Source organism: Actinomycetospora sp. TBRC 11914, from assembly GCF_012933465.1.
In the GTDB taxonomy this organism is placed as follows: Bacteria; Actinomycetota; Actinomycetes; order Mycobacteriales; family Pseudonocardiaceae; genus Actinomycetospora.
This window is the reverse complement of record NZ_JABBND010000011.1, coordinates 177197-202406: the sequence shown is the minus strand read 5'-3', so window position 1 is coordinate 202406 and position 25210 is coordinate 177197. Positions and strand designations below refer to the sequence as shown.

Genomic DNA, 25210 nt, shown 5'->3' with positions numbered 1-25210 from the left:
CGGCGCCGGGTCAGACGAGCGCTTCCTCGCGCACCGCGGCGATGACCCCGCCGAGGTGCTCGCGGGCGGCGGCGTCGGCCGCGGCGGGATCGCGCGCGACGATGGCGTCCACGACACGCTCGAGCTCGGCGAGCGACTGCTCGGCCCGGCCCGGGCGCAGCGAGAGCTGGAACTGGTGGCGCACGATCTGCGCGGCGAGCCGCTGGACCAGTTCGGAGGCGATGGGGTGCCGCGCGGCCTCGCGCACCAGTGCGTGGTGGTTCTGGATGAGCTCGGAGTAGCGCAGGAGCTCGCGCTCGGCCACGGCCCGCCGCATCAGCTCCCGGTTGCCCAGCAGGCGCGCGACCTGGTCGTCGTCGGCGAGCTCGGCGGCCTTGGCGGAGAGCAGGCCGTCGAGGACCATGCGGCATTCCATGATCTCCACGGCCTCGGCCGTCGACACCGTGCGGACGCGGGCGCCGCGGTTGGGGATCCGCTCGACCAGACCCTCGGCGGCGAGCGCGTCGAGCGCCAGCCGCGCGCTGTTGCGCGTGACGCCGTACTGCTCGCTCAGCTCGGCCTCGACGAGCCGGTGCCCGGGAGCGATGGTGCCGCGGGTGATCGCCTCGCGCAGTCCCTTCTCGGCGACGTCGCGCCCGGGGCTGCCGCTGAGCAGGCCATCGCTCGTCGCTTCGGTCCTCGGCACGACGGCGACTGTACGCGAATCGTCCACAGGATCGTTAACGATCGGCCGGAGCGATGGATCGGCGGATTGTTTGTCAACAATCATGGCGCCGTGCTTGTTGTGGATATTGGTGTGAGCTAGCGTACGGCGCTGTCGGTGACGCAGGTCGCACCCGCGTCGCGGCTCCCTCCCCCCTGCCTCCGAGAGGAACGCCGATGTCCTCTGCCCTGGACCCGACGCGCTCGACGTCCCGGCTGTCGATCCGGGTCACCGCGCTGTGCTGGTTCGTCGTGCTGCTCGACGGGCTCGACCTGTTCGTGTTCGGCGCCGTGCTGCCGCGCCTGCTCTCCGAGCACGCGGTGGGCCTCACCCCCGTCGTCGCCGGCGAGGTCGCGAGCCTGACCACCTTCGGGATGCTGCTCGGGGCCCTCGCTTCCGGCTTCGTCACCGACCGCCTCGGGCGCCGCATGGGTCTGGTGCTGGGGGTGACGGTGTTCTCGCTCGCCTCGTTGGCCACCGGGCTCGCGCCGACCCTCGCGGTGTTCGGGGTGGCCCGGTTCGTGGCCGGACTCGGGCTCGGCGGGCTCCTGCCGACCGCGATCACGATGGCCATGGAGTACGCCGCGCCGCGGCGGAAGGCGCTGTCGGTGGCGGTCGTCATGACCGCCCACCAGGCGGGCGGCGCGCTCGCCGGAACCCTCGGTCTCGCGCTGGCGGCCTCCCTGGGCTGGCGCGGGGTGTTCATGCTCGGCGCGGTCCCGCTGCTGGTCGCCGTGCCCGCCCTCCTGGCCTGGTTGCCCGAGTCCCCGAGCTTCCTCCTCGCCCGCGGCCGACGGAGCGAGCTCGCGGCGCTCGCCGAGCGCCACGGCGTCGACGTCGCGTCCCTGACGCCCGCCGACGAGGACCGGCGCTCGGCCGACGTCGGCCTGCGCGCGCTGTTCGCGCACGGCTCGCGGCGGGCGACCGTGCTCTTCTGGATCGCCTCGTTCTTCGGTCTCCTGCTCGTCTACGGCATGAGCACCTGGCTGCCGACGATGATGCGGTCCAACGGCTACGAGCTGGGCTCCGCGGTCGCGTTCCTGGTCGTGGTGAACCTCGGCGGCATCGTCGGGCTGCTCATCGCCGGCCCGCTGGCCGATCGGTTCGGGGCCCGTCCGGTCGCGGTGATCTGGTTCGTGCTGACCGCGGTCGGCCTGTGCCTGCTCGCGGTGAAGATGCCGCTGATCGCCACCTACGCCGTCGTCTTCTTCACCGGGACCTGGCTCTTCAGTGCCCAGACGATGATCTATGCGTTCGTCGGTGCCTCCTTCGGGCCCTCGGCGCGCGGCACCGCGCTGGGCTGGGCCTCGGGGGTCGGTCGGGTCGGCGCCATCGTGGGGCCCTCATTGGGTGGTCTGCTGGTCGCCTCCGGCGCGTCCACGTGGGGCTTCGGGGTCTTCGCGGCGGCGGCGGTGCTCGGGGCGGTCTCGACGGCGCTGGTCCCGCGCCGGCGGCCCGTGCAGGCCGAGTCGCGCGAGGCGGTGCTCGCGTAGTGTCCGAGGGCATCGTCGGGTCCGTCGTGCGGGAGATGAGGTCACCGATGAGCGCCGGGACCGATCCCTCCGGGGAGCGTGGCGACGTCCTCGAGCGGGTCCGCCACGCCATCCTCGACGGGCAGTTCATGCCCAACCAGCGCCTCGTCGAGGCCGACCTGTCCCTGCAGTTCGGGGTCAGCCGCTCCGCGATCCGGGCGGTGCTGACCCAGCTGACCGGCGAAGGTCTCGTCGAGCGCGTCGCCAACCGCGGCGCGCGGGTCCGCGCGGTCTCGCTGGAGGAGGCCATCGAGATCTCCGAGGTCCGGATGGCCGTCGAGGCGCTCTGCGCGGCCAAGGCCGCGGAACGGGCCACCGACGAGGACCTCGCGGTCCTGCGCGAGATCGCCGACGCCATGAGGCGGGCGGTCGCCGACGGCGACGTGCTCGGGTACTCCGAGCTCAACCGCCGGCTCCACGCCACGGTGCGGACGGCGAGCGGTCAGCACGTCGCCGAATCCGTGCTCGAGCGGCTGCGCGGCCAGAACGTCCGCCACCAGTTCCGCCTGGCCCTGCTGCCCGGCCGCGCCGCGGTGTCGCTCCCGCAGCACCTGGAGATCATCGAGGCCATCCGTGCCCGCGATCCCCGGCGCGCCGAGACCGCGATGCGCGACCACCTCGCCAGCGTGATCGAGACCCTCCCGCAGGTGGGCTCCAGCTAGGTGCGCTCCGCGCTCGTGAGCACTAAGTGTCGGTATAGCGACACTTAGTGCTCACGAGGCCGCAGGCCACCTTTGGCCAAAACTGTTGACAATAATGACGACAGAATCGACGCTGGAGCCAGCGCACCCGGCGCCCCGGACCGACGAAGGAGACAGCCATGGAGACGGTCGTGGTGACCGATCCGCCGCGGGCGGACGTCGAGGACGCGGCGGCGCTGGGGGAGTACGGGGTCGCGACGGTGCACGAGGCGCTGGGCCGCGTCGGGTACCTGGGCCCGGAGTTCCGCCCCGCCTGGGCCGGCGCGCGGATCGGCGGCACCGCGGTGACCGTGCTGTGCTGGCCCGGGGACAACCTGATGATCCACGTGGCCGTCGAGCAGTGCCGGCCCGGGGACGTGCTGGTGGTCGCGACGAACTCACCCACCACCGACGGCCTCTTCGGTGAGCTGTTCGCGACCGCGCTGGCCCACCGCGGGGTCCGCGGTGTCGTCCTCGCCTCGGGGGTGCGCGACGTCGCCGAGCTGCGCGAGATGGGCTTTCCCGCCTGGTCCCGCGCGGTCTCGGCGCAGGGCACCGTCAAGGCCACCGCCGGCGCGGTCAACGTCCCGGTCACCCTCGGCGGGCAGCTGGTGCGGCCCGGCGACGTCGTGGTGGCCGACGACGACGGCGTCATGGTCGTCCCCCGCGGCGACGTCTCCCGCGCACTGTCGGCCTCCCAGGCGCGCGTCGAGAAGGAGGCCGCCTCCCGGGCGGCCTTCCAGGCCGGCGAGCTCGGCCTCGACCGCTACGGCCTGCGCGACCGGCTCAAGGAGTTCGGCCTGGAGTACCTCTCGTACGAGGACCACCAGGCCCGGGACGGACGATGAGCGGCGACGACGAGACCGGTGTCCGCACCACCATGCTGCGCGGCGGCACCTCGCGGGGCCTGTACTTCACCGCGGCCGACCTACCGACCGATCCGGCCGTCCGCGACGATCTGCTGCTGCGGCTGATGGGGACCCCCGACCCGCGCCAGATCGACGGGCTGGGCGGGGCTACGTCGCTGACGAGCAAGGTCGCGGTGGTCTCGCCCTCGCCGCGCGACGACGCCGACGTCGACTACCTGTTCCTGCAGCTCGGGGTGGCCGAGGCGACCGTCTCGCACGCCCAGAACTGCGGCAACATCCTCGCCGGCGTCGGCCCCTTCGCGATCGAACGTGGCCTGGTGCCGGCGACCGACGCCGAGACGACGGTGCGCATCCGCATGGTCAACTCCGACAGCGTCGCGGTCGCCACCGTCCCCACCCCGGGCGGCCGGGTGACCTACCGCGGTGACGTGGCGATCGCCGGGGTCCCGGGCACCGCCGCCGGGATCACGCTGGCCTTCACCGACACCGAGGGCTCGACGACGGGTGCCCTCCTGCCGACCGGCCACGTCCGGGACACCGTCGACGGCGTCGAGGTCACCTGCGTCGACAACGGCATGCCCGTGGTCCTCGCCCTGGCGTCGGCGTTCGGGCTGACCGGCCACGAGACCCACGAGGAGCTCGCCGCCGACACCGCCCTGGCGCAGCGGGTCGACGCCTTCCGCGCCAAGGCCGGCGCGCTCATGGGCCTCGGCGACGTGAGCGCCTCCTCGGTGCCCAAGACCGTGCTGCTCGCCCCGCCGACCGACGGCGGGCAGGTGGCGACCCGCTCGTTCATCCCGGTCGCCCCGCACACCGCGATCGGTGTGCTCGCCGCGGTCAGCGTGGTCACCGGGATGCTGCTGCCCGACGCCGTCGGCCACGAGCTGACCGCGGGCTGGCCCGCCGACTCCAGCCGGGTCGACGTCGAGCACCCCACCGGTCACTTCCTGGTCGACGTCGTCGTCGACACCACCGCCACCCCGCCCCGCGTCGAGCGCTCCGGCGTGGTCCGCACCGCCCGCAAGCTCTTCGACGGCACCGCCTTCCCCCGCGCCTGAGCCACCCCGCATCCCTCCGGAGAACGACATGCCTCCCATGCACGAGGTCGCCCACCTCGCCCACCTCGAGCTGCGCACGCCCGTCCTCGACGAGTCGGTCGCGTTCTTCACCGACTACCTCGGCCTGACCGTCACCGGGACGGCCGGCGACTCGGTGTTCCTGCACGCCTTCGACGACTACGAGCAGACCACCATCAAGCTCACCGCCCACGAGACCTCCGGCATCGGGCGCACCAACGTCCGCGCGGCCAGCCCCGAGGCGCTCGAGCGGCGGGTCAAGGAGATCGAGGCCGGCGGCCACGGCGTCGGCTGGGTCGACGGCGACCCCGGCGTCGGCCCCACCTACCTCTTCCGCGACCCGGACGGCCACGAGTTCGGCATCTACTACGAGTCGGAGTGGTACTCCGCGCCGGCCGGGCTCGCGCCGTCGCTGAAGAACCAGGCCCAGGCCTACCCGGGCCGCGGGGTGTGTGTGCGGCGCCTGGACCACGTGAACTTCCTCGGCGTGGAGGTCGTGCCGAACCGGGACTACCTGCGGGACACCCTCGGCGCGCTGGTCACCGAGCAGATCGTGCTCGACGACGGCACCATCGCCGGGAGCTGGACCACCTTCACCAACAAGGGCTACGACGCCGTCTACACCCGCGACTGGACCGCGACCCCGGGGCGGCTGCACCACATCGCCTTCGCGACCGACACCCGCGCGGACATCCTGCGGGCCGCCGACATCGCGCTCGACCAGGGCGTGTTCATCGAGACCGGCCCGCACAAGCACGCCATCCAGCAGACGTTCTTCCTCTACGTCTACGAGCCCGGCGGCAACCGCATCGAGCTGTGCAACGCCGGGGCGCGGCTGGTGCTCGCCCCGGACTGGCAGCCGGTGGACTGGACCGAGGCCGAGCGGGCGAAGGGCCAGGCCTGGGGGCTGAAGACCATCGCGTCCTTCCACACCCACGGCACCCCGCCGGTCGGTGAGAGCGCATGAGCGCCCCGCTGCGGGTGGCGCTGCTCGGGCTGGGCGAGGCCGGCTCGGACATCGCCGCCGACCTCGTCGCCGCCGGCGCGGACGTCCGCGGGTACGACCCGAAGGTCACGCCGGCCGGCGGCATCACCGCCCGGGCCGACGAGGCCGACGCCGTCCGCGACGCCGAGCTCGTGCTGTCGGTCAACAGCTCCCACGACGCCCTGACCGCCCTGACGAACGCCCTCCCCGGTCTGGCCCCGGGCACGATCTGGGCGGACCTCAACACCGCCTCGCCCGGGGTCAAGGCGGAGTTGGTGACGACGGCGGCCGGTGCGGCCGACGTCGTCGACGTCGCCCTGATGTCGCCCGTGCCGGGCAAGGGCCTGCGGACCCCGATGCTCGTCTCCGGCGAGGCCGCCGAGGGCTACGCGGCGATGCTGCGGCCCCTCGGCGCCGAGGTCACCGTGCAGCCCGGCCCGGCCGGAACCGCGATCTCCCGCAAGCTGCTGCGCAGCGTGTTCTACAAGGGCCTCGCCGCGGCGGTGGTCGAGGCCCTCGAGGGCGCGAAGGCGGCCGGCTGCGAGAGCTGGCTCGCCGAGGACATCGCGAGCGAGCTCGCCGGGTTCACCGAGGACTCGCTGGACCGGCTGGTCGACGGCACGCACCGCCACGCCCGTCGTCGGACCGACGAGATGGCGGCCGCCGCCGAGCAGCTGCGCGAGCTGGAGGTCGAGCCCCGCGTCGCCACCGCCGCCCACGACCTGCTCGCCGCGATCCGTGACCAGGGAGGGTCCGCGTGATCATCGACTGCCACGGCCACTACACCACCGCCCCGGCCGCGCACACCTCCTGGCGCGAGGCCCAGACCGCGGCGTTCGACGCCGGGGAGCCGGCGCCGCTCTACCCCGACATCTCCGACGAGGAGATCCGGGAGAGCATCGAGGGCAGCCAGCTGCCGCTGATGAGCGAGCGCGGGATCGACCTGACGATCTTCTCCCCGCGCGCGTCCGCGATGGGCCACCACCGCGGCGACGAGGCGGTCAGCACCGCCTGGACCCGCGCCTGCAACGACCTCGTCGCCCGCGTCGTCGACCTGTTCCCCCAGCACTACGCCGGGGTCTGCCAGCTGCCGCAGTCGCCGGGCGTGCCGATCGAGCACTCGATCACCGAGCTCCGCCGCTGTGTCGAGGAGCTGGGGTTCGTCGGGGCCAACCTCAACCCCGACCCCTCCGGCGGGCACTGGACCTCCGCGCCGCTGACCGACCGGTCCTGGTACCCGTTCTACGAGGCCCTGGTCGAGCTCGACGTCCCGGCGATGGTGCACGTCTCGGCGGTCACCAACCCGAACTTCCACGCCACCGGCTCGCACTACCTCAACGCCGACACCACCGCGTTCATGCAGCTCGTGCAGGGCGACCTGTTCCGCGACCTGCCCGAGCTGCGGCTGGTCATCCCGCACGGCGGCGGCGCCGTGCCCTACCACTGGGGCCGCTTCCGCGGGCTGGCCGACATGCTCGGCCGCCCGCCCGTGGAGGACGCGGTGATGGGCAACGTCTTCTTCGACACCTGCGTCTACCACCAGCCCGGCATCGACCTGCTCTTCGAGGTCATCGAGACCGACAACGTCCTGTTCGGCTCGGAGATGGTCGGCGCGGTCCGCGGGATCGATCCGCGGTCCGGGCACCACTTCGACGACACCCGCCGCTACGTCGACGCGCTCAAGCTCGAGCCCGAGGACCGGGAGAAGGTCTACGAGCGCAACGCCCGGCGCGTCTACCCGCGCCTCGACGCCCTCCTGCGCCGCCAGGGACGCTGACCCCCGACTTATTGTCAACAATTACGTCACGCATCTTGTGACGAGAGTTGTCAGGGACGTAGCGTGTCTCCCATCACCGGGTCGCCCTCGCGGGGCCGGTTCCCGAGCAACCACCCTCGCGCGCCACGGATGCCGCAGACGGAGTGAGCATGAACGACAGGTACCTCGACGCCGTGGTGCTGGGACGGCGGTCGCTGACCGAGCGCATCGCCGAGCTCACCCTCGGCGCGGCGGACGGCCGCCCCCTGCCGATGGCCGAGGCGGGGAGCCACCTCGAGCTGCGGTTCGGCGGCAGCCGGGGCCGGTTCCTGCGCCACTACTCCGTCGTCGGGCCGCTGTCGCTGGACGAGGCGCACGAGCCGTTCTGGCGGATCGCCGTCCAGCGGGAGGACCGCTCCCGCGGCTCGTCGTACATCCACCAGCACTTCCGCCCCGGGACCCGCGTGACGGTCTCCCGGCCGATCGGCTCGTTCCGGCTGGCCCGCAACCTGCCGCACGTCCTGCTCGTCGCCGGCGGCATCGGGATCACCCCGATCCTGGCGATGATGCGCTCGCTGCTGGTGCGCCGGCAGAGCTTCACCGTGTTCTACGGGGGGCTCGACCGGGCCGCGATGGCCTACGTCGACGAGGTCGAGGCCATGGGCGGCGACGCCGTGACGATCCACGAGGGTCGTCGCGACGGCCATCCGGACCTCGACGCACTGCTGGCGTGGCAGCCACCGGGGACCACGGTGTACGTCTGCGGCCCCGGCCCGATGATCGACGGACTGCGCGACGCCGCCGTCGCGCGCGGCTGGGACCCGGACCGGGTGCGCTACGAGGTGTTCAACGCCGCCCACCGCCCCGAGGACACCGACTTCGCCGTCCGCCTGGCGACCGGCCGGGTCGTCGAGGTCGGCGCCGGCACCACGATCCTCGACGCCCTCGAGCGCGCCGGCGTCGACACCCTGTCCGACTGTCGCCGCGGCGAGTGCGGCCTGTGCCTCACCGACGTGCTCGACCCCCACGAGGGCATCGACCACCGCGACAGCTACCTGACGATCGACGAACGCTGCGCATCCACCCAGCTCACGATCTGCTGCTCACGGGCCAAGGGCGGCCTCGTCGACCTCGACCTCAGCTGAAGGAGGCCCGGAGATGACCCTCACCACCGACGAGACCGTCCTCGGCGCGATGGAGCCCCACGAGCCGGGCAACTTCGCCACCCACGCCACCCCGTTGGTGCGCAACTGCTGGTACGTCGCGGCCCGCGCCGACGAGATCGGCCGCACCCCGCTGGCCCGCAAGCTCGTCGGCGCCGACGTGGTGCTCTACCGCACCGAGGCCGGCGAGCCCGTCGCCATGCGCAACCGCTGCCCGCACCGCTCCTTCCCGCTGGCCAGGGGCACGCTCGAGGGTGACCGCCTGATCTGCGGGTACCACGGCATGGAGTTCGAGGCCGACGGCGTGTGCGTCAACATGCCGGCGCTGTCCAGCACGCCGTCGACGGTGACGGTGCGGACCTACCCCGTCGTCGACCGCGGGCCGGTCACCTGGATCTGGGTCGGCGCCCCCGACCTCGCCGACGAGTCCCTGATCCCCGACCTCCCGTGGCTCTCCGACGACGTCGAGTGGGGCACGGTCACCGGGCACTTCCACATCGAGGCCGACTACGTCTCGATGCACGAGAACCTCATCGACCAGACCCACTTCCCGTTCCTGCACCCCGGCACCGTCGGGACCCCGGAGTACGCCCGCTCGAAGCTCACCGCCACCACCGAGCACGACCAGGTCGTCATCCGCCGCGAGCTCTCCGACTGCGCGCCGCCCGGGGTCTACGGGCGCCCGGCCGAGATCATGCACAAGCGGATCGACCGCAGCTCCGAGGCCCGCTTCGTCTCGCCCGCGGTGCACACCGCCTTCGCCCGGATCACCGACCACGACCCCGATCCCGGCAAGCCCGGTCTCTACCGCTACAACATCACCCACTGCTTCACCCCGGAGTCGAACACCGCCATCCACTACTGGTGGTTCGTCTCCCGGGACTACCGGCCCCGTGACCCGGCGATCGACCGGTTCATGGTCGAGGCGCACGAGCAGGCCTACTCCGAGGACCTCGAGGCCCTCGAATGGATCATGGACGTCGTCCGGAACGACGCCGACCCGCACATCGAGCTCAGCTTCGCCACCGACAAGCCCGGGCTCATGGCCCGCCGGATCCTGTTCCGGCTGGCCAGGAAGGAGAACTGAGGACGTGCTCGCCGCTCACCGGGTGACGTCGGGGTAGTACTGGGGAGCCTCGTACCGGTCGGCGAGGCCGTAGTCGCGCACGACGCGCACCCGCCGCCGTCGCGTCCCGCGCCGCCCCTCGACGGCGGCCTCGTGGGCCCGGGCCGACGCGTGGTCCTTCCAGGACGTCATCAGGACGACGTCGCCGGGCTCGAGCACGGCGTCGAAGACGTCCCACGCGACCAGACCCGCCGCGTCGGGGACGAGTCCCAGCCACGAGGCGACCTCGGGCGCGGTCGCCGCCGTGACCTCCTCGGCGCGGTGGCGTGCCGTCGCGACCTCGACGGTCGTGGCCGTGCCCGCCGTCTCGTCGAGCCGCTGCTCGAGCAACTCGTGGCCCGCGGGCAGGTGGGTGTCGCCGGTGAGCTGACCCACCCGCAGGCGGTAGCCGGCGAGGATCTCGTCGCGGCCCTGCTGCTGGACGTCGTGGTGGCGTGCCCGCGTCCGCCAGCGGACCAGGGACTTCTCGTCGCGCCAGGTCGACAGCGACAGGATCCACCCGTCCCGGGTCAGACTGCGGTACCGGATGTTCTCGACGAAGCCGTCGATCCGTTCGAGCTCGGGGCGCAACAACGCGGCGCGCCCCAGGTAGTCGTCCCAGCGATCGGGGTCCGGGTTCACCTCGAACAGCACCGCGAACATGACGCTCTCCCGTGGTCCGCCTCGATGCCCCTGCCGACGCCCCGAGCCGGCGGCTCCACCGGGCACGGTCACGGGAGCATCGCAGCCCCTGCCCGGCGCCGGGAGTCGTCGGACCGCCGACCGTGCGCGCTTTCCCGCCGACGGCCCGACGCCCCACGGGTCACGACGACGACCGCGCCGTCGCCGAGGCGGCGAGGTGACGGCGGAGCCAGCCGACGCGGTCGGTCCTGGCCTCCGGGATCGCGAGGCCGTGGCCGGCCGTCGGGTAGACCGCGATCTCCGCGTCGGGGAGTCGCCGGCGGTAGGCCTCGACCGTCTCGTCGGTCGGCAGCCAGTCGTCCCGGCCGCCGAGCTGCAGGAACCACCGGGTGCCCGGGGCCGCACCGGCGGTCGCCACCAGTTCCAGCGCCGCTGTGCCCTCCCGGACGACGAGGACGGTCGCGAGGCCGTGTCGTGTCCGCCGGTCCTCGGCGACCGGGTGCGGTGAGGAGGCGAAGAACTCGCCCATGTCCGGGAGCGCGGCGGCCGTGACGGCCGCGACGAGCCCGCCGTCGACGGCGGCGACCGCGCCGGCGAGCGTCCCCCCGAGGTTCTGGCCGACGTACCCGACCGGCACCCCGTCCGGGGAGCAGGCCCGCAGGGCGGCGAGGCCGAGGCAGAGCGTCTCGATCCACCCGACGCGGGAGGCGACGCCCGCCTCGGCGTCGTGCACGCGTTCCGGAGCCAGCTGGGGCAGGAGGCAGCGGACGCCGTGGGCGGCGAGGTCGAGGGCGTCGGGGAGGAGGCTGGTCCGGTCCCCGGAGGCGGGGTGCACGAGCAGCGCCGCGGCGGTGGCCTCCCCGTTCGGCTCGACGAGGAGCGCGTCGGCGCGGGAACCGCCGGGTCCGCGGAACCGCGCCTCCCGGACGAGGTCGGCGCGGTGCTGCCCGACCTCGAGGTCGACGGGACGATCCCGGAGCCGCTCGCGGACGTCGGCGACCGTGACCATGGCCGCCTAGGACCAGATCCCGTAGCCCATGCCCTGGCCGGTCCCGGCCTCCGAGCGCACGACCTGCGTGTAGTCCAGCTCGCGGAACTCGAGGGCGCTGTCGGCGAGCACCCCGGCGGTGGTGATCCACTCCTTGAGCTCGGAGTTGCCGCCCTGCAGCCACGGTTCCGGGAGCGCCGTGAGGTCGCCGTGCTTGCGGTGGGCCAGGGAGTCCAGGACGAGCCGGTCGAGCTCCTCGTCGATCACCACGTGCGACATCCCGCCGGCGGCCACCACCGCGATCCGGTCCGGCCGGTCCCACGACCGGATCGCCCGGCCCAGCGCCTGCCCGAACTCGAAGCACCGCCGCGCCGTCGGCTGGATGGGCGGGAAGTACGCGTTGACCATGACCGGCACCATCGGCAGCAGCCGGTCGGAGAGGATGCGGCGCTGCACGAAGGTGAAGGCGTAGGGGAGGTTGAGGACCGCGCCGTCCGGCCCGACCGGCTGGTTCCGGCACTCGGCGATGTCGATGTGGTCGGCGACGACCGAGCGCACGAGGTGCTCGGCCAGCTCGGGGTGCAGGGGGTAGTCGGTGTCCTCCGGGGGTCGGTTGACGAGCTGACCGGCGTGCCGGATGGGGTTGTTGTGGACGCCGACGCCGTGCTCACGCTGCGCGGGCGTGAGGGCGAAGTTGGTGACGCGTTCACCGTTGTAGATCATGAAGCTCGGCGTCACCCCGTGGCCGAACCACTCGAGGTGGTCGTCCCCGATGATCACCATGGCGTCGAGGTCCGCCCCGAGGAGGGCTTCGGCCTGGCGCTCCTGCGCGGCCAGGCACCGGTCGTAGGCGTCCTGGCGTGCGTCCGGGGTGCAGCGCTCCTCCCAGCCCTCGCCGGCGCGGGCCGCCGCGAGCCCGGCGTGGTCGAGGACCTCGCCGCGCAGGAGGAACCGCCCGTGGTGGCGGCTCGGGGGAGGGAACGTCGACGACGTGGTCCCGCCGCCCACGGCCGCCTCACCGTCGGGCAGCTCCCACTGGTCGGGCCGGACGGCGAGCAGCGGGGAGTGGGGGGCGGCGACGCCGAGGACGATCTGCGCCATGGGTGGGCTCCTGTCTCGACTCCGGTGCCGGGGGAACCGACTTTAGCCGATGGCTAAGACTTGTGTCATCGTATCCGCGTGGGTCCGATCCGGCGTCTCTGCGACGCCCACCTCCACGTCGTCCGCGGACGACCCGGGCCCGACGCCGCGGTCGACGACGCCCGGCGGCACCTCGGCGCGGTGGGTGCCGACCGGGCGGTCGTCGTGCAGGCCGCCGCCGACGGCGCCGACCCCACCGTCCTGCTCCGGGCCCTCCCGCGGCTCGGCGTCGCCGCCCGCGGGGTCGTCTCGGTCGCGGCCGTCGAGCCGGCCACGGTGCCCGCGCTGCACGAGGCCGGGGTGCGCGGCGTCCGGCTCTCCGGACTCGGCGGCACCCCGGCGACGGGCGCCCGCCTCCGGGACGCCGCGGCGCTCGCCGCCGACGCCGGCTGGCACCTCGCGTACTACCCGATGTCCGCCGACGAGTGGGCCGAGCTCGGGCCGGAGCTCGGTCGGCTGGACGTCCCGGTCGTCGTCGACCACATGGCGCTGCGCGCCTGGGACGCGGCCCGCGGTCCCGAGCAGGCGGGCTTCCGGCTCCTGCTCGACCTGGTCGACGACGGCGTGTGGGTCAAGATCTCCGGCGCGTTCCGCCGCGGTTGGGCCGACGCGCTGCCCTACGCCCGGCTGCTCGTCCAGCACTCCCCGAGCCGCGCGGTCTGGGGTTCGGACTGGCCCTACCTGGCCCTCGACGGCCCACCGCCCACCACCGAGCAGCTCCTGGACTGGCTCGGCGAGGCACTGCCCGACGAGGCCGGCCGGCGCCGGGTCCTCGTCGGGAACCCTGAGGCGCTCTACGAGTTCGACGATCCGGAGGAGGGCCGACCGTGCCCGACCTGACCCTGGCCCAGGCCGACGCCGTCATCGACGCCACCCTCGCCGAGGCCGTCGCCCGGGGGCTGCGGCCGATGGCGGTCGCCGTCGTCGACGCCGCCGGCCTGCTCAAGGCCTTCAAGAAGGCCGACGGTGCCAGCGCGCTGCGGTTCGAGATGGCGATGGGCAAGGCCTACGCGGCGGTCGCCCTGTCCTTCGGGCGCTCCGGGGCGGTGCGCACCTTCCTGGAGCCGCGCCCGCGGTTCGCCGAGTTCCTCGACGGCGCGTCGGGCGGCCGGCTCTGGGCCGAGCCCGGCGGGGTGCGGATCCTCGACGCCGACGGCGGTGTGCTCGGGGCCGTCGGCGTCACCGGCGACGTCTCCGACCTCGACGAGGAGTGCGGCGCGGCAGGCATCGTCGCCGCCGGCCTGATCGCCGCCGGCTGACCCTCACGCGATGTCGGGTCGCGTCATGACGATCCGGCCGCCGTGCCGGGTGATCCGCCAGCCGGCCTCGCGGCGCACGAGCGTCGTCGTGTTCGCCCAGATCGACTTGGGTGCGGCGAGCCGGCCGGGTCCCTCGCCGGCGTCGCGGTCGAGGAACACCGTGACGTAGGACGTGACCGTCACGTGGTCGGCGTCCTCGACGTCGGCGACCAGGTTCGAGACGACGTGGCGGATCGCCAGCTGCGGGTCGCGGGCCGCCAGCGCGGCGTCGATGGCCGCGCGGCCGTGGTGCGGCGTGCCCATCCGCTCCCAGGTGCCGTGCTCGTCGAAGTACGCGGCCGACGATCCCGGGGTCCGCTCGTCCAGCGCCCGATAGAAGCGCAGGACGTGCCGGGTGGCGTCCCACTCGATGCCGCGCCGGGCGTCGTCGTCCACCGTCAGACGATCCGGTGCTCGTCGATCGACCGCTGGGCCCGGTCGAGCAGCGCCATGACGGGGACGCAGGCCCGCACGCCGGTGAGCGGCTCGCGGCCCTCGTCGACGGCATCGCGCAGCTCGGTGAGCTGGTTCGCGAACGCCGAGCGGTCGTCGCGCAGGATCTCGGTGCCCTCGCTGTCGCGCAGCACGCCCGAGGACTGGGAGAGCACGAGGGTCTCCTCCTCGCCGATGAAGCGGACCTCGACGTCGATCGGGCCGTGGTTGTTGAACGACAGCCCGCCGGTGACCAGCGCCCCGTCGCCGGCCTGCAGGACCATCGCGATGTCCATGGTCGTGGCCAGCTCGGAGTGGTCGGGTCCCGCGGCGGCCCACACCGTGCGCAGGTCGGGGTGGAGCCAGTGGAAGAAGTCCAGCGTGTGGCAGCCCTGGTGCCAGAGCAGGTCGTCGACCCAGGTGCGGGGCACGCCGAACCGGTTCACGTTGCGCCGGCGGAAGAAAAGCGTGTGGAAGATCGCCTGGTGGAGGTGGAGCTCCCCGGCGGTGACCCGGCGGTGGACCTCGCGGAAGAGCGGCGAGTAGCGGCGGGTGTGGGCCACCATGCCGACGACGCCGGCCGCGTCGACGGCGTCGGCGAGCTCCTCGGCCCCGGCCAGGTCGAGCGCCATGGGGATCTCCACCAGCACGTGCTTGCCGCGCTTGACGGCGGCGAGCGCGTGCTCGACGTGCAGCGCGGAGGGGGACCCGACGATCACGGTGTCGACACCCGGGTGCTCGATCGCGGCCTCGACGGAGAGCCCGTGGTCGGCGATCCCGTAGCGCTCCGCGAACTCGGTGACGTCGGTCGCGGAGCCGCCGGCGACGCTGACGATCTCCAGGTCCCCCACGGCGGCGGCCGCCTCCGCGTAGGTGTGGCCCTGGGCGCCCTCGCCGATCAGCGCGATCTTCACAGCGGCTCCTGGGGGTCGGTGTGCTGGCCGGGGGACCGGGACGTCGCTACTCTAGCCGTTGGCTAAGACGGGCACCACGGGCAGGAGACGGGGCCGATGGGCGAGCGGGCGCACTGGAGCGTGTGGTCGGAGCTGCTGGGCGTGCCGTTCGAGCAGGACTACGTCCAGGCGGGCCCGATCCGGACCCGCTACCTGCGGACCGGCCCCCGCGACGGCCCCGCCGTGATCTTCCTGCACGGCTTCATGAGCCACGCCGACGTCTTCGTGCGCAACCTCGCCGCGCACGGTGAGCGCTACCGGACCTACGCGATCGACCTGGTCGGCATGGGCTTCTCCGACAAGCCCGACGTGCCCTACCACGCTCCGATGGTGGCCCGGCAGGTCGCGGACTTCATGGACGCCGTCGGGCTGACGAGCGCCGCGGTGCTCGGCACCAGCTTCGGCTCCCGGGTGGCGGCGCGCTTCGCCGTGGACCACCCCGACCGGCTCGACGCCCTCACCCTGGTCTCGCCCGCCGGCCTGCGCTTCGACCCGGTCCGGTCGGCCCGCATCCTCAAGAACCACATCGCCGACCACGACGAGAGCACCTGGGAGGGGGCGCGGGCGGCCGTCGGGCTGATCGTGGCCCCGGACGCCGTCGAGGACGACCTCGTCGCCGTCCGGCGCGCCGTGTACTCCCAGCCCGGGATCGCCGCCGCGGCGCCGAACCTCGCCGTGCAGCACGAGGAGGCGACCGCCCACCTCAGCCTGTGCACCGCCGACGAGTACCGCTCGATCGACGCCCCGACGCTGCTGGTGAAGGGCGTGCAGGACGACCGGACCGACCTGGGCCTCGCCCGGGAACTGACGTCGCTGATCCCGGGCGCCCGTCTCGAGCTGATCGAGCACAGCATCCACGCGCCCTACTTCGAGCGCCCGGAGATCTTCAACCGGATCCACCTGGCGTTCCTGGACGAGCACCTGGGGAAGTCATGACGGACGCGATCACGACGGCACCGGCCCGCTCCTTCGCCACGCTCGCCGACGGCGCCGTGGCCCGGGGCGCGCACTTCGCGGTCGCGCTGCACGAGGGCGGCCGCGGACCGGTGACCGTCGCGTCCGACGGCGAGACGATGGTCCTGCTCCCGGACGTCGGAGCCACCGTCAGCGGGTCGGCGTCGACCTGCGAGGCCCCGCGGCGGTCGATCTGCATCCTGCCGCCGGGCCGGCACGTCGTGCAGCGGGCCGCGGCCGGGACCTGCGTCGTGCTCCGCGGCGACCCCGACGCCGTCGCCGGGCCTCCGGGGGAGGGCCGGGACCCGCGGCTGGTGGTGCCCGTGCCCCACCGGCGTCGTCGTCCCGAGAACCGCATCGTCGTGCACGCGGTGGACGAGCTCCCGAGGACCGGTGCGGGCGGTCGCCTGCGGATGGTGCAGAGCAGCACCCTGAGCATCAACTGGGTGGAGTACGACGGGCCGCGCGACCGGTCGACGCTCAGCCCGCACGCCCACCGGGACTTCGAGCAGGGAACCCTCGCGCTGCAGGGCGACTACCTCCACCACCTGCGCGTCCCCTGGGGTCCCGACGCCGACCGGTGGCGGCCGGACGAGCACCTCGAGGCCGGTTCGCCGAGCCTGCTCGTCATCCCGGCGGGCACCGAGCACACCACCGAGGGCGTCGGCGCCGGGCCGCACCTGATGATCGACCTGTTCAGCCCGCCGCGGGCGGACTTCATCGCCCGGGGCATGGTCGCCAACGCCGACGACTACGTGGCCGACTGACCTCCGCCCCGGACGGCGGCGGCCGCGCCGACGATCGCCTCGGCGCCGGAGCGCAGCAGTTGCTGGTCGGACCCCACCAGGGCCAGTCCGACGCCGCGGGCCCGGGCGGCCTCCAGTCCCTCGACGGGCACCACCTCGGCCAGCGCCACGGGGGAGGCGCCGACCGCCCGGCGGACCCGCTCGGCGGCCTCGACGACCTCCGGGGCCCGCCGGTCGTCGGCCCCCAGGCTCACCGTGAGGTCGGCCAGCCCGAGCAGGACGGCGTCGACGCCCTCGACCCGCACGATGGCGTTTACCTGCGCCACGCCGTCGGGATCCTCGACCTGGACCACCACGACGGTGCGGCGCCGGGCGGCGTCGAGGTGCTCGGCCATGGTCCCGGTGCCGTAGCCGGTGGCGCGCGTCGAGCCCGAGTAGCCACGGCCCCCGGGGCCGTAGTGCGCCCGGCGGACGACGTCGGCCGCCCCGTCGGCCGACGAGACCTGGGGGACGACGACCCCGGTGGCCCCCGCGTCCAGGGCCGCCCCGATCTCGCCGGCCGACGACACCCGCACCAGGCACGCGACGTCCCGACCGTGGGCGGCGGCCGCGAGGAGAGCGACCTCGGCGCGCCCGAGCGGGGCGTGCTCGGCGTCGAGGCACAGGACGTCGAGACCCGCCCGGTCGAGCAGCTCGACCGTCTCGACCGCCGCGGTCTTCACGAACGTCCCGACGAGCAGGTCGCCGGCGGCGAGCCGCTCCCTGCACCCGGTGCGACGGTCCATGCGGCGCCTCGCTTCCCGCCGTGGTTCTTAGCCATCGGCTAGAGTAAGCCGGTCGGGACCGGCGGGCGAGAGGAACGAGCCATGGCAACCGAGGTCGGGCGGTCGGCGGCACCTCCCGGGATTCCGCTCGACCGCTTCCCGGCGGCTCCGACCGGTCCCAGCGTGGAGCAGATCGAGGGGCCCTACTACATCGGCGGCGAAGGGGACCGGCTGACGCGCTCCGACGTGCGCGAGGGGAAGGACGGCGTGCCCCTGGACCTCGGCGTCCGGGTCGTCTCCGGCGCCGACGGCCGGCCCGTGCCCGACGTGGCGGTCGACCTCTGGCACTGCGACGCGCTCGGTGTCTACTCCGGCTACGACAACGACCCCGACGAGCTGCTGCCCAACGGTGCCCGCCAGGACCCGCGCACCGACGACCGCTTCCTGCGCGGCACCCAGCTGACCGACGCCGACGGCGTCGTCCGGTTCCGCAGCATCTTCCCCGGGTGGTACAGCCCGCGGACCCCGCACCTGCACCTGCGGCTGCGGGCCGGCGACCGGCCCGTGCACACCACCCAGCTGTACTTCCCGGAGCGGGTGATCGCCTGGGTGGCGACACAGGAGCCCTACCGGCAGCGGGCCGACCGGCGGGCGGCCACCAACGACGACGACTTCGTCATCGGCGTCGCGGGTGGCCCGTCCGACGCCTGGGCGCGGACCGAGCGGGTGCGCGACGGCCTCGTCGCGACCGCGACGCTCGCCGTCGACGTCACGACGGACGCCGTCGAGTTCGCCCTCGACGACCCGCCGCCGGAGGTCGTCGGGCCGCCCCCCGGTTTCGGGGTGCGGCACGGCTTCGCGCACCCGGCAGACCGGGCGTGAATCACGGACGCAGGGTGAGGAGCCGGGACAGCTCGCGGGCGCGGCGACGGACCGCCGCCACCTGCGAGTCCGGGATCCCCAGCCCGCCGACGACGAAGCGCTCGAAGACGCCCCAGCCGTACTGCAGGCCCGCGTAGGCGGCGGCCGCCTCGACGACGGCGGGCTCCTCCGGGTCCGCCCGCCACTGCTCGGCCACCAGGTGGCGACGGCGGACCAGGGTGGCGACCGGGGCATCGTCGTGCCAGGCCGGATCCAGCGCCCGGTGGGCGGCGGTCTCCCAGACGCCCGGGACCGGGTCGGTGACGATGGCCGCCGGCCGGTCGGGATCGACGTCGGTCATGTGGTCGTGGACGTACTGCTCCCAGCTGTCCGCCAGAGCGGCGCGGAAGACACCGTCGACGCTGCCGAAGTAGTGGTGGATCTGCCCGTAGTTCACGCCGGCCCGAGCGGCGAGCTCGCGGCCCGCGATCGCCCGGGGCGACTTCTCGGTGAGCAGGCGCCGGGCCGCGTCCACGAGCCGGGCCCGCACCGCGTCGGGGCCCCGGCCCGCGGGCGGAGCGGGGCACGGATGGGGTTCGGGGCGGGGCCCGGGGCGTCGGCGCGGCTCGCGGATCAGCTCGGCGTTCCGGTCCGCGAGGTCGGTGTTCACGAGCCGGGTCGAGCGCTCGGCCACGCCCTTGCCCAGCGCGTCCGCGTCGACCGCCACGCCCAGCCCCGACGTGATCGACCGGTCGAAGAGTCCCCAGCCGAACTGGAGCGCCACGACGGTGGCCACCTGGCTGCGGACCTCGAGGTGCGTCCGGCGCAGGCCGAGGGCCTCGGCCCGCAACCGCAGGAACCGCTGCATGACGGCGTCCTCCGGCGACCGCTCGTTGGCGTGGTCCAGCGCGAGGTGCGCCAGCGTGCGCCAGAGCCCGTCGGCGCGGTCGACCACGATGGGCACCGGCTCCCGGGTGCCGCCGGCCATCTCCTCGGCCAGGAACTCCTCGGCGTTGCGGCGCAGGGCCTCGGCGAACAGCTGGTCCTTGGTGCCGAAGTGGTGGTGGATCTGGCCGTAGTTGACCCCGGCCCGGTCCGCGAGCTCGCGACCGGAGATCGCGCGGGGAGACCGCTCGGCCAGCAGGGAGCGGGCGGCGTCCACCAGGGCTTCGGACACCGCCTCGCTGCCACGGGGCCGGGACCCTGTCATCGGACAAGGTTAGCCATCCCGGACGGGCCGCACAGCGTCGTGGGCTGGTGGCCCGGGCCACGACGAACGGAGGTCACACGGGCACGAACCGCATCGGGAGCCGGGCGAGGCCGTGGTTGGCCAGGTTGTCGCACCAGCTCGGCGCGTCGAGCAGTTCCAGCCCGGCGACGCGGGGCACGAGCACCTCGAGCAGGGTCTGCAGCTCGCGCAAGGCCAGGCTCGCTCCGGCGCATCGGTGCAGGCCGTGACCGAACGCGAGGTGGGCGTTCGGCCGTCGGGTGATGTCGAAGCGCTCCGGGTCCGGGAACTGCCGCTCGTCGTGGTTCGCGCTGCCGTACATGATCAGCACCCGGGTGCCGCGGGAGAGCGGGACATCGCCGATGGAGGTCGCCGTCGTCGTGAACCGCGTGAAGTAGCGGACCGGTCCGCGGATCCGCAGTACCTCGGCCGCCGCGGACGCGACGAGCGCCGGGTCCTCGCGCAGCAGCGCCCACTGGTCCGGGTGGTCGGCGAAGAGGTGCAGGGCGGCGCTGACGGCGTTGACGGTGGTGTCGATGCCGGGCCAGACGTAGCTGACGAGGCTCTCGGGCTCGCCGTGCGCGACCAGCTCGGCCCCGCGGCCGCCGGGCTGCAGGCGGCCCGCGAGATCCATCGTGGCCTCGAAGACCTCCTGGACGGCGGCGAGCCCGGCCCGCTGGCGCGGGCAGCCGGGGCCGAACACCTGGAAGGCCAGTTCGGACCGCTCGGCGAGGTGTTCGCGGTCGGGTTCGGCGATGCCGACGAAGTCGCCGACCACGGCGCTGCTGAAGGGCCGGGCGAGCTCGGTCACCACCTCGGCCTGCCCGCGGTCCAGGAGTGGATCGACCACGGCCCGCGCGGCCCGTTCCACCTCGTCGCGCTCGGTCTCGACACGACGGGGCGCGAGCTGTCGCGCCGTCCGGCGTCGGAAATCGTCGTGCTCCGGCGGGTCGCTCCAGAGCAGGCCCGGTGGCAGCGCAGCGTTGGTCCCGGCGTCGGCGCACACCCCCGAGCCGGACGAGAATGTCCGCCAGTCCGAGAGAGCAGCCTTCACCTCGGCGTAGCGCGGCAGCGCCACCATGTCGTGCTGCTCGAGCCACACGGCGGGCCCGAGCCGTCGCATCAGCTCGTAGGCCGGGAACGGGTCGGCGAGGACCTCGTCGGACCAGAGGTCGAGCGTCGTGCTCGGTCCCTCGAAGGCGGTCTGCTCGGGAACGGTCACGGGTCTCCTCCGGCTCCTCCGACGGCGGCGGCTGCCCTAGCCGATGGCTAGGTTAGCGGCGGGTCGACCCTCGGGCCAGTGGTCGAGCCGCAGCGCTGCGCCCGTGGACATCGTCTTTAGCCAGTGGCTAGAGTTGCCCGCATCACAGCGGGAGGAGACCCGATGAGTGCGACCACCACCGAGCGGCTCAGCATCTTCACCGACCCGTCGGCCTACGCGGACGAGGAGAGCTGGCACCGGGAGGCCGCCCGGTTGCGGCGCGAGGAGGGCGTGGTCCGCGTCGACGACCCCGGGTTCGTGCCCTTCTGGGCGGTGCTGCGTCACCGGGACGTCTCGGCGGTGGAGCGCGACGGCGCGACCTTCCGCAACGCGCCGTACCCGATCCTCGTCGACGGCAAGGACCGGGACGGCGGCGGCCCGCCCGTGCGGAACCTCGTCGGCATGGACGGGGCCGAGCACCGCGAGTACCGCAAGCTCGTCGCCCGGTGGTTCCGGACCGGGGCGGTGCGGGCGCAGGCGCCCGCCATCGAGCAGGCGGTCGACCGCGTCCTCGCGGACGTCGCGGCCCGCAACGGCGAGACGATCGAGTTCGCGAGCGAGGTCGCGGCGGGGATCCCGCTGCGCGTGATCCTCGCGGCCATGGGCATCGGACCCGAGGACGACGCCCGCATCCACCGCCTCTCCCAGGAGCTCTTCGGGTCGAAGGACACCGACGTCGCCCGGGCCGACAACGACGCCACCATCGCCGTCGTCGTGCAGGAGTTCGGCGAGTACTTCATGGGCCTCGCCATGCGGCGGCGGGCCGAGCCGACGGACGACCTCGGCTCCGCGCTCGCCAACGCGACCGTCGACGGCCGCCTCCTCGAGCCGCCCGAGCTCGTGCCCTACTACGTCCTGCTCGCCACGGCCGGCCACGACACGGTCAGCACCGTGCTCGCGGGCGGGATCGAGGCACTCGCGTCCCACCCCGACCAGCTCGCGCGGCTGCAGGCCGACCCCGCGCTGATCCCGGCCGCGATCGAGGAGATCGCCCGGTGGGTCACGCCCACCAAGCACTTCATGCGCACCGCGGCCCGGGACGTCGAGCTGGGCGGCCGGCGGATCGCGGCGGGGGACTGGCTGCTGCTGTCCTACCCCTCGGCGAACCGGGACGAGGAGGTCTTCGCCTCCCCCTACGAGTTCGACGTGACCCGTCGCGACGCCGCGAACCACCTCGCCTACGGCGCGGGCCCGCACTTCTGTCTCGGCGCCTACCTCGCCCGGCTCGAGCTCCGCACCTTCTTCGAGCGCCTGATCCCGCGCATCCGCTCGCTGGAGATCGACGGCGAGGTCGTCCGGGCGAAGACCACCTTCGTCGCCACCTTCCGCCGGCTCCCGGTGCGCCTGGAGCTCGACGCCTGATCGAGCACGGTCCTCCGGGGCGCATCCCCAGCCCCGTCACAGCGACGGCACACGGCGTGACAGCACCCTCGAGAACGGGACCAACCCGTTGTTCGAGGAGAGAACGCCATGACCACGATGACCGACCACGAGACCGAACCGACCCCTGGCGCGACGGAGAGCTTCGAGGAGCTCGGCACCTACGGGAGCCTCCAGGAGGCCAGGGACGTCGTCGCCCGGCTGTCGAGCGCCGGGGTCCCCGCCGAGGACCTCCGCATCGTCGGCACGGACCTGACCACGGTCGAGCGCGCGGAGACGCGGCGATCGACGAAGCCGCGTGCCGCCGGCCTGGGCGCGCTGGGCGGCCTGTGGTCCGGGCTGCTGGTGGGGCTGTTGTTCGCGATGTTCACGCCGGTGTTCCCCTCCGTGGCCCTCCTGTGGTCGATGGTGCTCTTCGCCGTCGGCGGAGCGGTCTTCGGGCTGGTCGGCTCCTCGTTCCTCGACGGCCACCGGGACGGCCCAGCGCCGCGGCGGGTCCTGGCCGACCGGTTCGCGGTCCTCGTCCGCGTGTCTCGCGCCGCGCACGCCCGCGAGGCCGTCGTCGGGGCCTGACCGACGCGTCGACAGCCGCTCTCTCGAAGGGCCGACCTCATTCCGAGGACCCCAGGCAGGAGGGAACGAGTGCCTGGCCGCGGCGGGGGAACGGTGTCGGTGCCGCGGCGCATCGGGCGGCACCGCACGCTCTACCCGGCGCTGTCCGCGACCGGGCTCGACGTCGCCACGGCGCTCGAGTGGTGGCTCGTGGACTCGGTGACCGACTGATCGACGAACCCGGACCGAGCCAGTGCCGGGGCGGGCCGCGTCTTCCCGCCGCAGGCAGGCGTCCCACGCGGTCGAGGCCCGACGTCGAAGCGTGCGCGTCCCGGTGGCTGCGGCAGGGCGACGTGCGGGGGAAGGCGGACGGGCGACGACCGGGCTTGACGAACGAGCGCGCTCAGGAGGCGGGAGACCACGAGCCCGATGATCACCCGGACCACCGCGGGCAGGCCGTAGTTCAGGATGACGCGAGGGAGGGGCTCGAGGGCGCGAACAGGTCGCCGAGCCGCAGCGTGAGGTGGTCGGCGCAGCCAGGAATTCTCGGCAGGCGGGGGGCTGCGGACGACGCTAGGCCGACCGCGCCCGGCCGGTCGAGGGCCACGGACCCTCGAGCGCGCGATGTCGACGCCGGCCCTCTGGGGAGGACCGGCGTCGTCACGGAGCTAGACGTGGAAGCCGCTGAGGACGCCGCTCGTGCCCTGCGCGCCCTTGGCGTCGTCCTTGAGGGCGTGGCCGTCCTTCTGGGCGTCGGCCTTGGCCGAGTCGGCCTTCTTCTCGCCCGACTTCTTGACGTCCGAGGCCTTCGAGTCGGCCTTCGAGGTCGCCGTGGGTGCCGGGGTGGTCGTCGAGGGCGACGCCGACGACGGGGTGGCGCCGAGCATTCGGGCGATGAGGCCCTGCTCCGGGGCGGTCTGAGCCGGCTGCGCGGTGGCCGGCTGGGCGTAGGCCGGCTGCGCATAGGTGGGCTGCGCGGTGGCCGGCTGCGCGTAGGTGGGCTGCGCGGCGGCCGGCTGGGCATACGTGGGCTGGGCATATGTGGGCTGGGCGGCGGCAGGCTGGGCGGCGGCAGGCTGAGCGGCGGCAGGCTGAGCGGCAGCAGGCTGAGCGGCAGCGGGCTGAGCGGCGGCAGGCTGAGCGGCAGCGGGCTGGGCGGCGGCAGGCTGAGCGGCGGCCGGCGCGGCGGGCGCCGGTGCGGCCAACGCGGTGGCCGGAGATGCGGCAGCGGCGGCGAGGACGCCGATCGTCAGGGCACGGGAGCGTGCTGAGAGGGACACCGTCGGACCTCCACTGGGGGAGCGCGCGGACGGGGGCCCGCGCACGCGTTGGGGATGCAGCACCAGCAACGACTCAGAGTCCGAGCGGGTACGCGTGTCGGAACGATCGTTCACGCAGGCCGGCGCGCGTGAGGCGCGGTTCGGGGGTCCTCGAAGCGGTTGTGGGCGCCGCCTCGTGGTCACCGAGCCCCTCGAACAGGCCCTTCACGCCCGGTCGGTCTCGGGTCGGGGCTGAGTTCGCGCGTTGTCTCCGGTGGCGGGTGAGCGATCGTACTCCGTCCGACTGAAGCGACGAATGACCCTCGATAGTTTTGGGTACTGGAATCCCAGAAAGGGAACTCGCGGACGCCGCCACCGCTCGTCGGCGAGGCGACACGACTCTCGATCCGAACGACAGCGGGGGTGCGGGGTGCTGGCCTTCCTTCTCATCGTGGCCGGAGCCGTGGTCGCCGCGGCGGCCGCCCGCGGCATCGTCCTGACCGCGCGGTTGGTCATCGCGTCCGACCCGGACGGAGCCCCCGAGGAGCCGTCCGCGGCGCGTCTCGCAGCCACCGGCGTGGTCCTCCTCGTCGCAGGCGTCACCCTGGTGCTCGCCGCTCTCGGCCTGCTGACGGTCATCGACCTGGTGTGTCGCATCGGGGTGGTGGCTCTGGTGGGTGGGGCGTCCTTCGGTGGCGCGTCGGCGTGGGCCTGCCGGCACGGGAGATGCTTCGAGCCCCCGGCCCAGGACGAGATCGGCCGCGAACTCGGCTCCGAAAGTCGGGTCGGCCACTGAGCGTCGTGCCTCGTCCGCTGCCAGGGTCGCCCCCGGTGTGTCATCGAGCATTCGGGGGTTGCCCTCCCGGGGGTCCACTCGTTGTTC

General features: G+C 73.8%; 28 protein-coding genes. 18 read left to right on the top strand and 10 right to left on the bottom strand.

Going from position 1 to position 25210, the window contains the following annotated elements; translation table 11 throughout:
- Positions 1–10 precede the first annotated feature (10 nt).
- Positions 11–685 (bottom strand): GntR family transcriptional regulator, encoded by a 675-nt coding sequence (locus HH311_RS18275; RefSeq protein ID WP_312030226.1) that lies wholly within the window; start codon positions 683–685, stop codon positions 11–13.
- Positions 686–879: 194 nt separating this feature from the next.
- Here HH311_RS18275 and HH311_RS18270 point away from each other — a divergent pair, with 194 nt between their 5' ends.
- The 9 genes from HH311_RS18270 (at position 880) to HH311_RS18230 (ending at position 9851) form a co-directional block, all read left to right on the top strand.
- Complete coding sequence (locus tag HH311_RS18270; protein ID WP_169185109.1) at positions 880–2196, top strand: aromatic acid/H+ symport family MFS transporter; 1317 nt, start codon at positions 880–882, stop codon at positions 2194–2196.
- A 47-nt stretch (positions 2197–2243) separates the two neighbouring features.
- Complete coding sequence (locus tag HH311_RS18265) at positions 2244–2897, top strand: GntR family transcriptional regulator (RefSeq protein ID WP_169185108.1); 654 nt, start codon at positions 2244–2246, stop codon at positions 2895–2897.
- 158 nt (positions 2898–3055) lie between these two features.
- On the top strand, positions 3056–3763 hold the full coding sequence (locus HH311_RS18260) for a 4-carboxy-4-hydroxy-2-oxoadipate aldolase/oxaloacetate decarboxylase (RefSeq protein ID WP_169185107.1): 708 nt from the start codon (positions 3056–3058) through the stop codon (positions 3761–3763).
- Positions 3760–4842, top strand: a complete 1083-nt coding sequence (locus HH311_RS18255; RefSeq protein ID WP_169185106.1) for a 4-oxalomesaconate tautomerase — start codon at positions 3760–3762, stop codon at positions 4840–4842. Before HH311_RS18260 ends, HH311_RS18255 begins: the two co-directional genes overlap by 4 nt.
- A 28-nt stretch (positions 4843–4870) precedes the next feature.
- On the top strand, positions 4871–5827 hold the full coding sequence (locus tag HH311_RS18250; RefSeq protein WP_169185105.1) for a VOC family protein: 957 nt from the start codon (positions 4871–4873) through the stop codon (positions 5825–5827).
- Positions 5824–6606 carry a DUF1932 domain-containing protein gene (locus HH311_RS18245; RefSeq protein ID WP_169185104.1) on the top strand — a complete coding sequence of 261 codons (783 nt, stop codon included), beginning with the start codon at positions 5824–5826 and terminating at the stop codon, positions 6604–6606. The genes HH311_RS18250 and HH311_RS18245 overlap by 4 nt, the downstream gene beginning before the upstream one ends.
- Positions 6603–7622: an amidohydrolase family protein gene (locus HH311_RS18240; RefSeq protein ID WP_169185103.1), complete on the top strand. Its 1020-nt coding sequence runs from the start codon at positions 6603–6605 to the stop codon at positions 7620–7622. The genes HH311_RS18245 and HH311_RS18240 overlap by 4 nt, the downstream gene beginning before the upstream one ends.
- Before the next feature lie 149 nt (positions 7623–7771).
- The gene (locus HH311_RS18235) at positions 7772–8746 is read left to right on the top strand and encodes a PDR/VanB family oxidoreductase (RefSeq protein ID WP_169185102.1); all 975 of its coding nucleotides are present in this window, start codon (positions 7772–7774) and stop codon (positions 8744–8746) included.
- 13 nt (positions 8747–8759) lie between these two features.
- Positions 8760–9851 (top strand): aromatic ring-hydroxylating dioxygenase subunit alpha, encoded by a 1092-nt coding sequence (locus HH311_RS18230; RefSeq protein WP_169185101.1) that lies wholly within the window; start codon positions 8760–8762, stop codon positions 9849–9851.
- Between the two features lie 15 nt (positions 9852–9866).
- Here HH311_RS18230 and HH311_RS18225 read toward each other — a convergent pair whose 3' ends face one another.
- From HH311_RS18225 to HH311_RS18215, 3 genes are all read right to left on the bottom strand, one after another.
- Entirely contained in the window at positions 9867–10532 is a 666-nt protein-coding gene (locus HH311_RS18225) for an antibiotic biosynthesis monooxygenase (RefSeq protein WP_169185100.1), read from the bottom strand.
- 160 nt (positions 10533–10692) lie between these two features.
- Positions 10693–11520, bottom strand: coding sequence for a hypothetical protein (locus tag HH311_RS18220; RefSeq protein ID WP_169185099.1), 828 nt, complete (start codon positions 11518–11520; stop codon positions 10693–10695).
- Positions 11521–11526: 6 nt separating this feature from the next.
- Positions 11527–12600, bottom strand: a complete 1074-nt coding sequence (locus tag HH311_RS18215; RefSeq protein ID WP_169185098.1) for a hypothetical protein — start codon at positions 12598–12600, stop codon at positions 11527–11529.
- 78 nt (positions 12601–12678) lie between these two features.
- Between HH311_RS18215 and HH311_RS18210 the strand changes: the two genes are divergently transcribed.
- Together HH311_RS18210 and HH311_RS18205 are read left to right on the top strand one after the other, a co-directional pair.
- Entirely contained in the window at positions 12679–13479 is an 801-nt protein-coding gene (locus HH311_RS18210; protein WP_169185097.1) for an amidohydrolase family protein, read from the top strand.
- Positions 13467–13898, top strand: coding sequence for a heme-binding protein (locus HH311_RS18205; protein ID WP_169185096.1), 432 nt, complete (start codon positions 13467–13469; stop codon positions 13896–13898). Before HH311_RS18210 ends, HH311_RS18205 begins: the two co-directional genes overlap by 13 nt.
- A 3-nt stretch (positions 13899–13901) precedes the next feature.
- Here the strand turns inward: HH311_RS18205 and HH311_RS18200 are convergent, their stop codons facing one another.
- Positions 13902–14333 (bottom strand): nuclear transport factor 2 family protein, encoded by a 432-nt coding sequence (locus HH311_RS18200; protein WP_169185095.1) that lies wholly within the window; start codon positions 14331–14333, stop codon positions 13902–13904.
- A gap of 2 nt (positions 14334–14335) precedes the next feature.
- Positions 14336–15283 carry a Gfo/Idh/MocA family protein gene (locus HH311_RS18195; RefSeq protein ID WP_169185094.1) on the bottom strand — a complete coding sequence of 316 codons (948 nt, stop codon included), beginning with the start codon at positions 15281–15283 and terminating at the stop codon, positions 14336–14338.
- A gap of 96 nt (positions 15284–15379) precedes the next feature.
- Here HH311_RS18195 and HH311_RS18190 point away from each other — a divergent pair, with 96 nt between their 5' ends.
- Both HH311_RS18190 and HH311_RS18185 read left to right on the top strand, forming a co-directional pair.
- Entirely contained in the window at positions 15380–16258 is an 879-nt protein-coding gene (locus tag HH311_RS18190) for an alpha/beta fold hydrolase (RefSeq protein WP_169185093.1), read from the top strand.
- Complete coding sequence (locus HH311_RS18185; protein WP_169185092.1) at positions 16255–17043, top strand: hypothetical protein; 789 nt, start codon at positions 16255–16257, stop codon at positions 17041–17043. The genes HH311_RS18190 and HH311_RS18185 overlap by 4 nt, the downstream gene beginning before the upstream one ends.
- Here HH311_RS18185 and HH311_RS18180 read toward each other — a convergent pair.
- Positions 17028–17807 (bottom strand): HpcH/HpaI aldolase/citrate lyase family protein, encoded by a 780-nt coding sequence (locus HH311_RS18180; RefSeq protein ID WP_169185091.1) that lies wholly within the window; start codon positions 17805–17807, stop codon positions 17028–17030. The genes HH311_RS18185 and HH311_RS18180 overlap by 16 nt on opposite strands.
- Positions 17808–17888: 81 nt before the next feature.
- Between HH311_RS18180 and HH311_RS18175 the strand changes: the two genes are divergently transcribed.
- Positions 17889–18668, top strand: a complete 780-nt coding sequence (locus tag HH311_RS18175; protein ID WP_169185090.1) for an intradiol ring-cleavage dioxygenase — start codon at positions 17889–17891, stop codon at positions 18666–18668.
- A 1-nt stretch (position 18669) separates the two neighbouring features.
- Here the strand turns inward: HH311_RS18175 and HH311_RS18170 are convergent, their stop codons facing one another.
- The gene (locus tag HH311_RS18170) at positions 18670–19857 is read right to left on the bottom strand and encodes a TetR/AcrR family transcriptional regulator (protein ID WP_169185089.1); all 1188 of its coding nucleotides are present in this window, start codon (positions 19855–19857) and stop codon (positions 18670–18672) included.
- 73 nt (positions 19858–19930) lie between these two features.
- Entirely contained in the window at positions 19931–21097 is a 1167-nt protein-coding gene (locus tag HH311_RS33390) for a cytochrome P450 (protein WP_169185088.1), read from the bottom strand.
- Positions 21098–21259: 162 nt separating this feature from the next.
- Here HH311_RS33390 and HH311_RS18160 point away from each other — a divergent pair, with 162 nt between their 5' ends.
- The 3 genes from HH311_RS18160 to HH311_RS18150 all read left to right on the top strand — a co-directional run bounded on the left by HH311_RS18160 (position 21260) and on the right by HH311_RS18150 (position 23299).
- Positions 21260–22498 carry a cytochrome P450 gene (locus tag HH311_RS18160; protein WP_169185087.1) on the top strand — a complete coding sequence of 413 codons (1239 nt, stop codon included), beginning with the start codon at positions 21260–21262 and terminating at the stop codon, positions 22496–22498.
- Between the two features lie 108 nt (positions 22499–22606).
- The gene (locus HH311_RS18155; RefSeq protein ID WP_169185086.1) at positions 22607–23089 is read left to right on the top strand and encodes a general stress protein; all 483 of its coding nucleotides are present in this window, start codon (positions 22607–22609) and stop codon (positions 23087–23089) included.
- Between the two features lie 69 nt (positions 23090–23158).
- Complete coding sequence (locus HH311_RS18150) at positions 23159–23299, top strand: enoyl-CoA hydratase/isomerase family protein (RefSeq protein ID WP_211190430.1); 141 nt, start codon at positions 23159–23161, stop codon at positions 23297–23299.
- A gap of 437 nt (positions 23300–23736) precedes the next feature.
- On the opposite strand, the gene HH311_RS18145 is transcribed toward HH311_RS18150, so the two are convergent.
- Entirely contained in the window at positions 23737–23955 is a 219-nt protein-coding gene (locus HH311_RS18145; protein WP_169185085.1) for a hypothetical protein, read from the bottom strand.
- A gap of 802 nt (positions 23956–24757) precedes the next feature.
- Between HH311_RS18145 and HH311_RS18140 the strand changes: the two genes are divergently transcribed.
- Entirely contained in the window at positions 24758–25123 is a 366-nt protein-coding gene (locus tag HH311_RS18140; RefSeq protein WP_169185084.1) for a hypothetical protein, read from the top strand.
- Positions 25124–25210 lie beyond the last annotated feature (87 nt).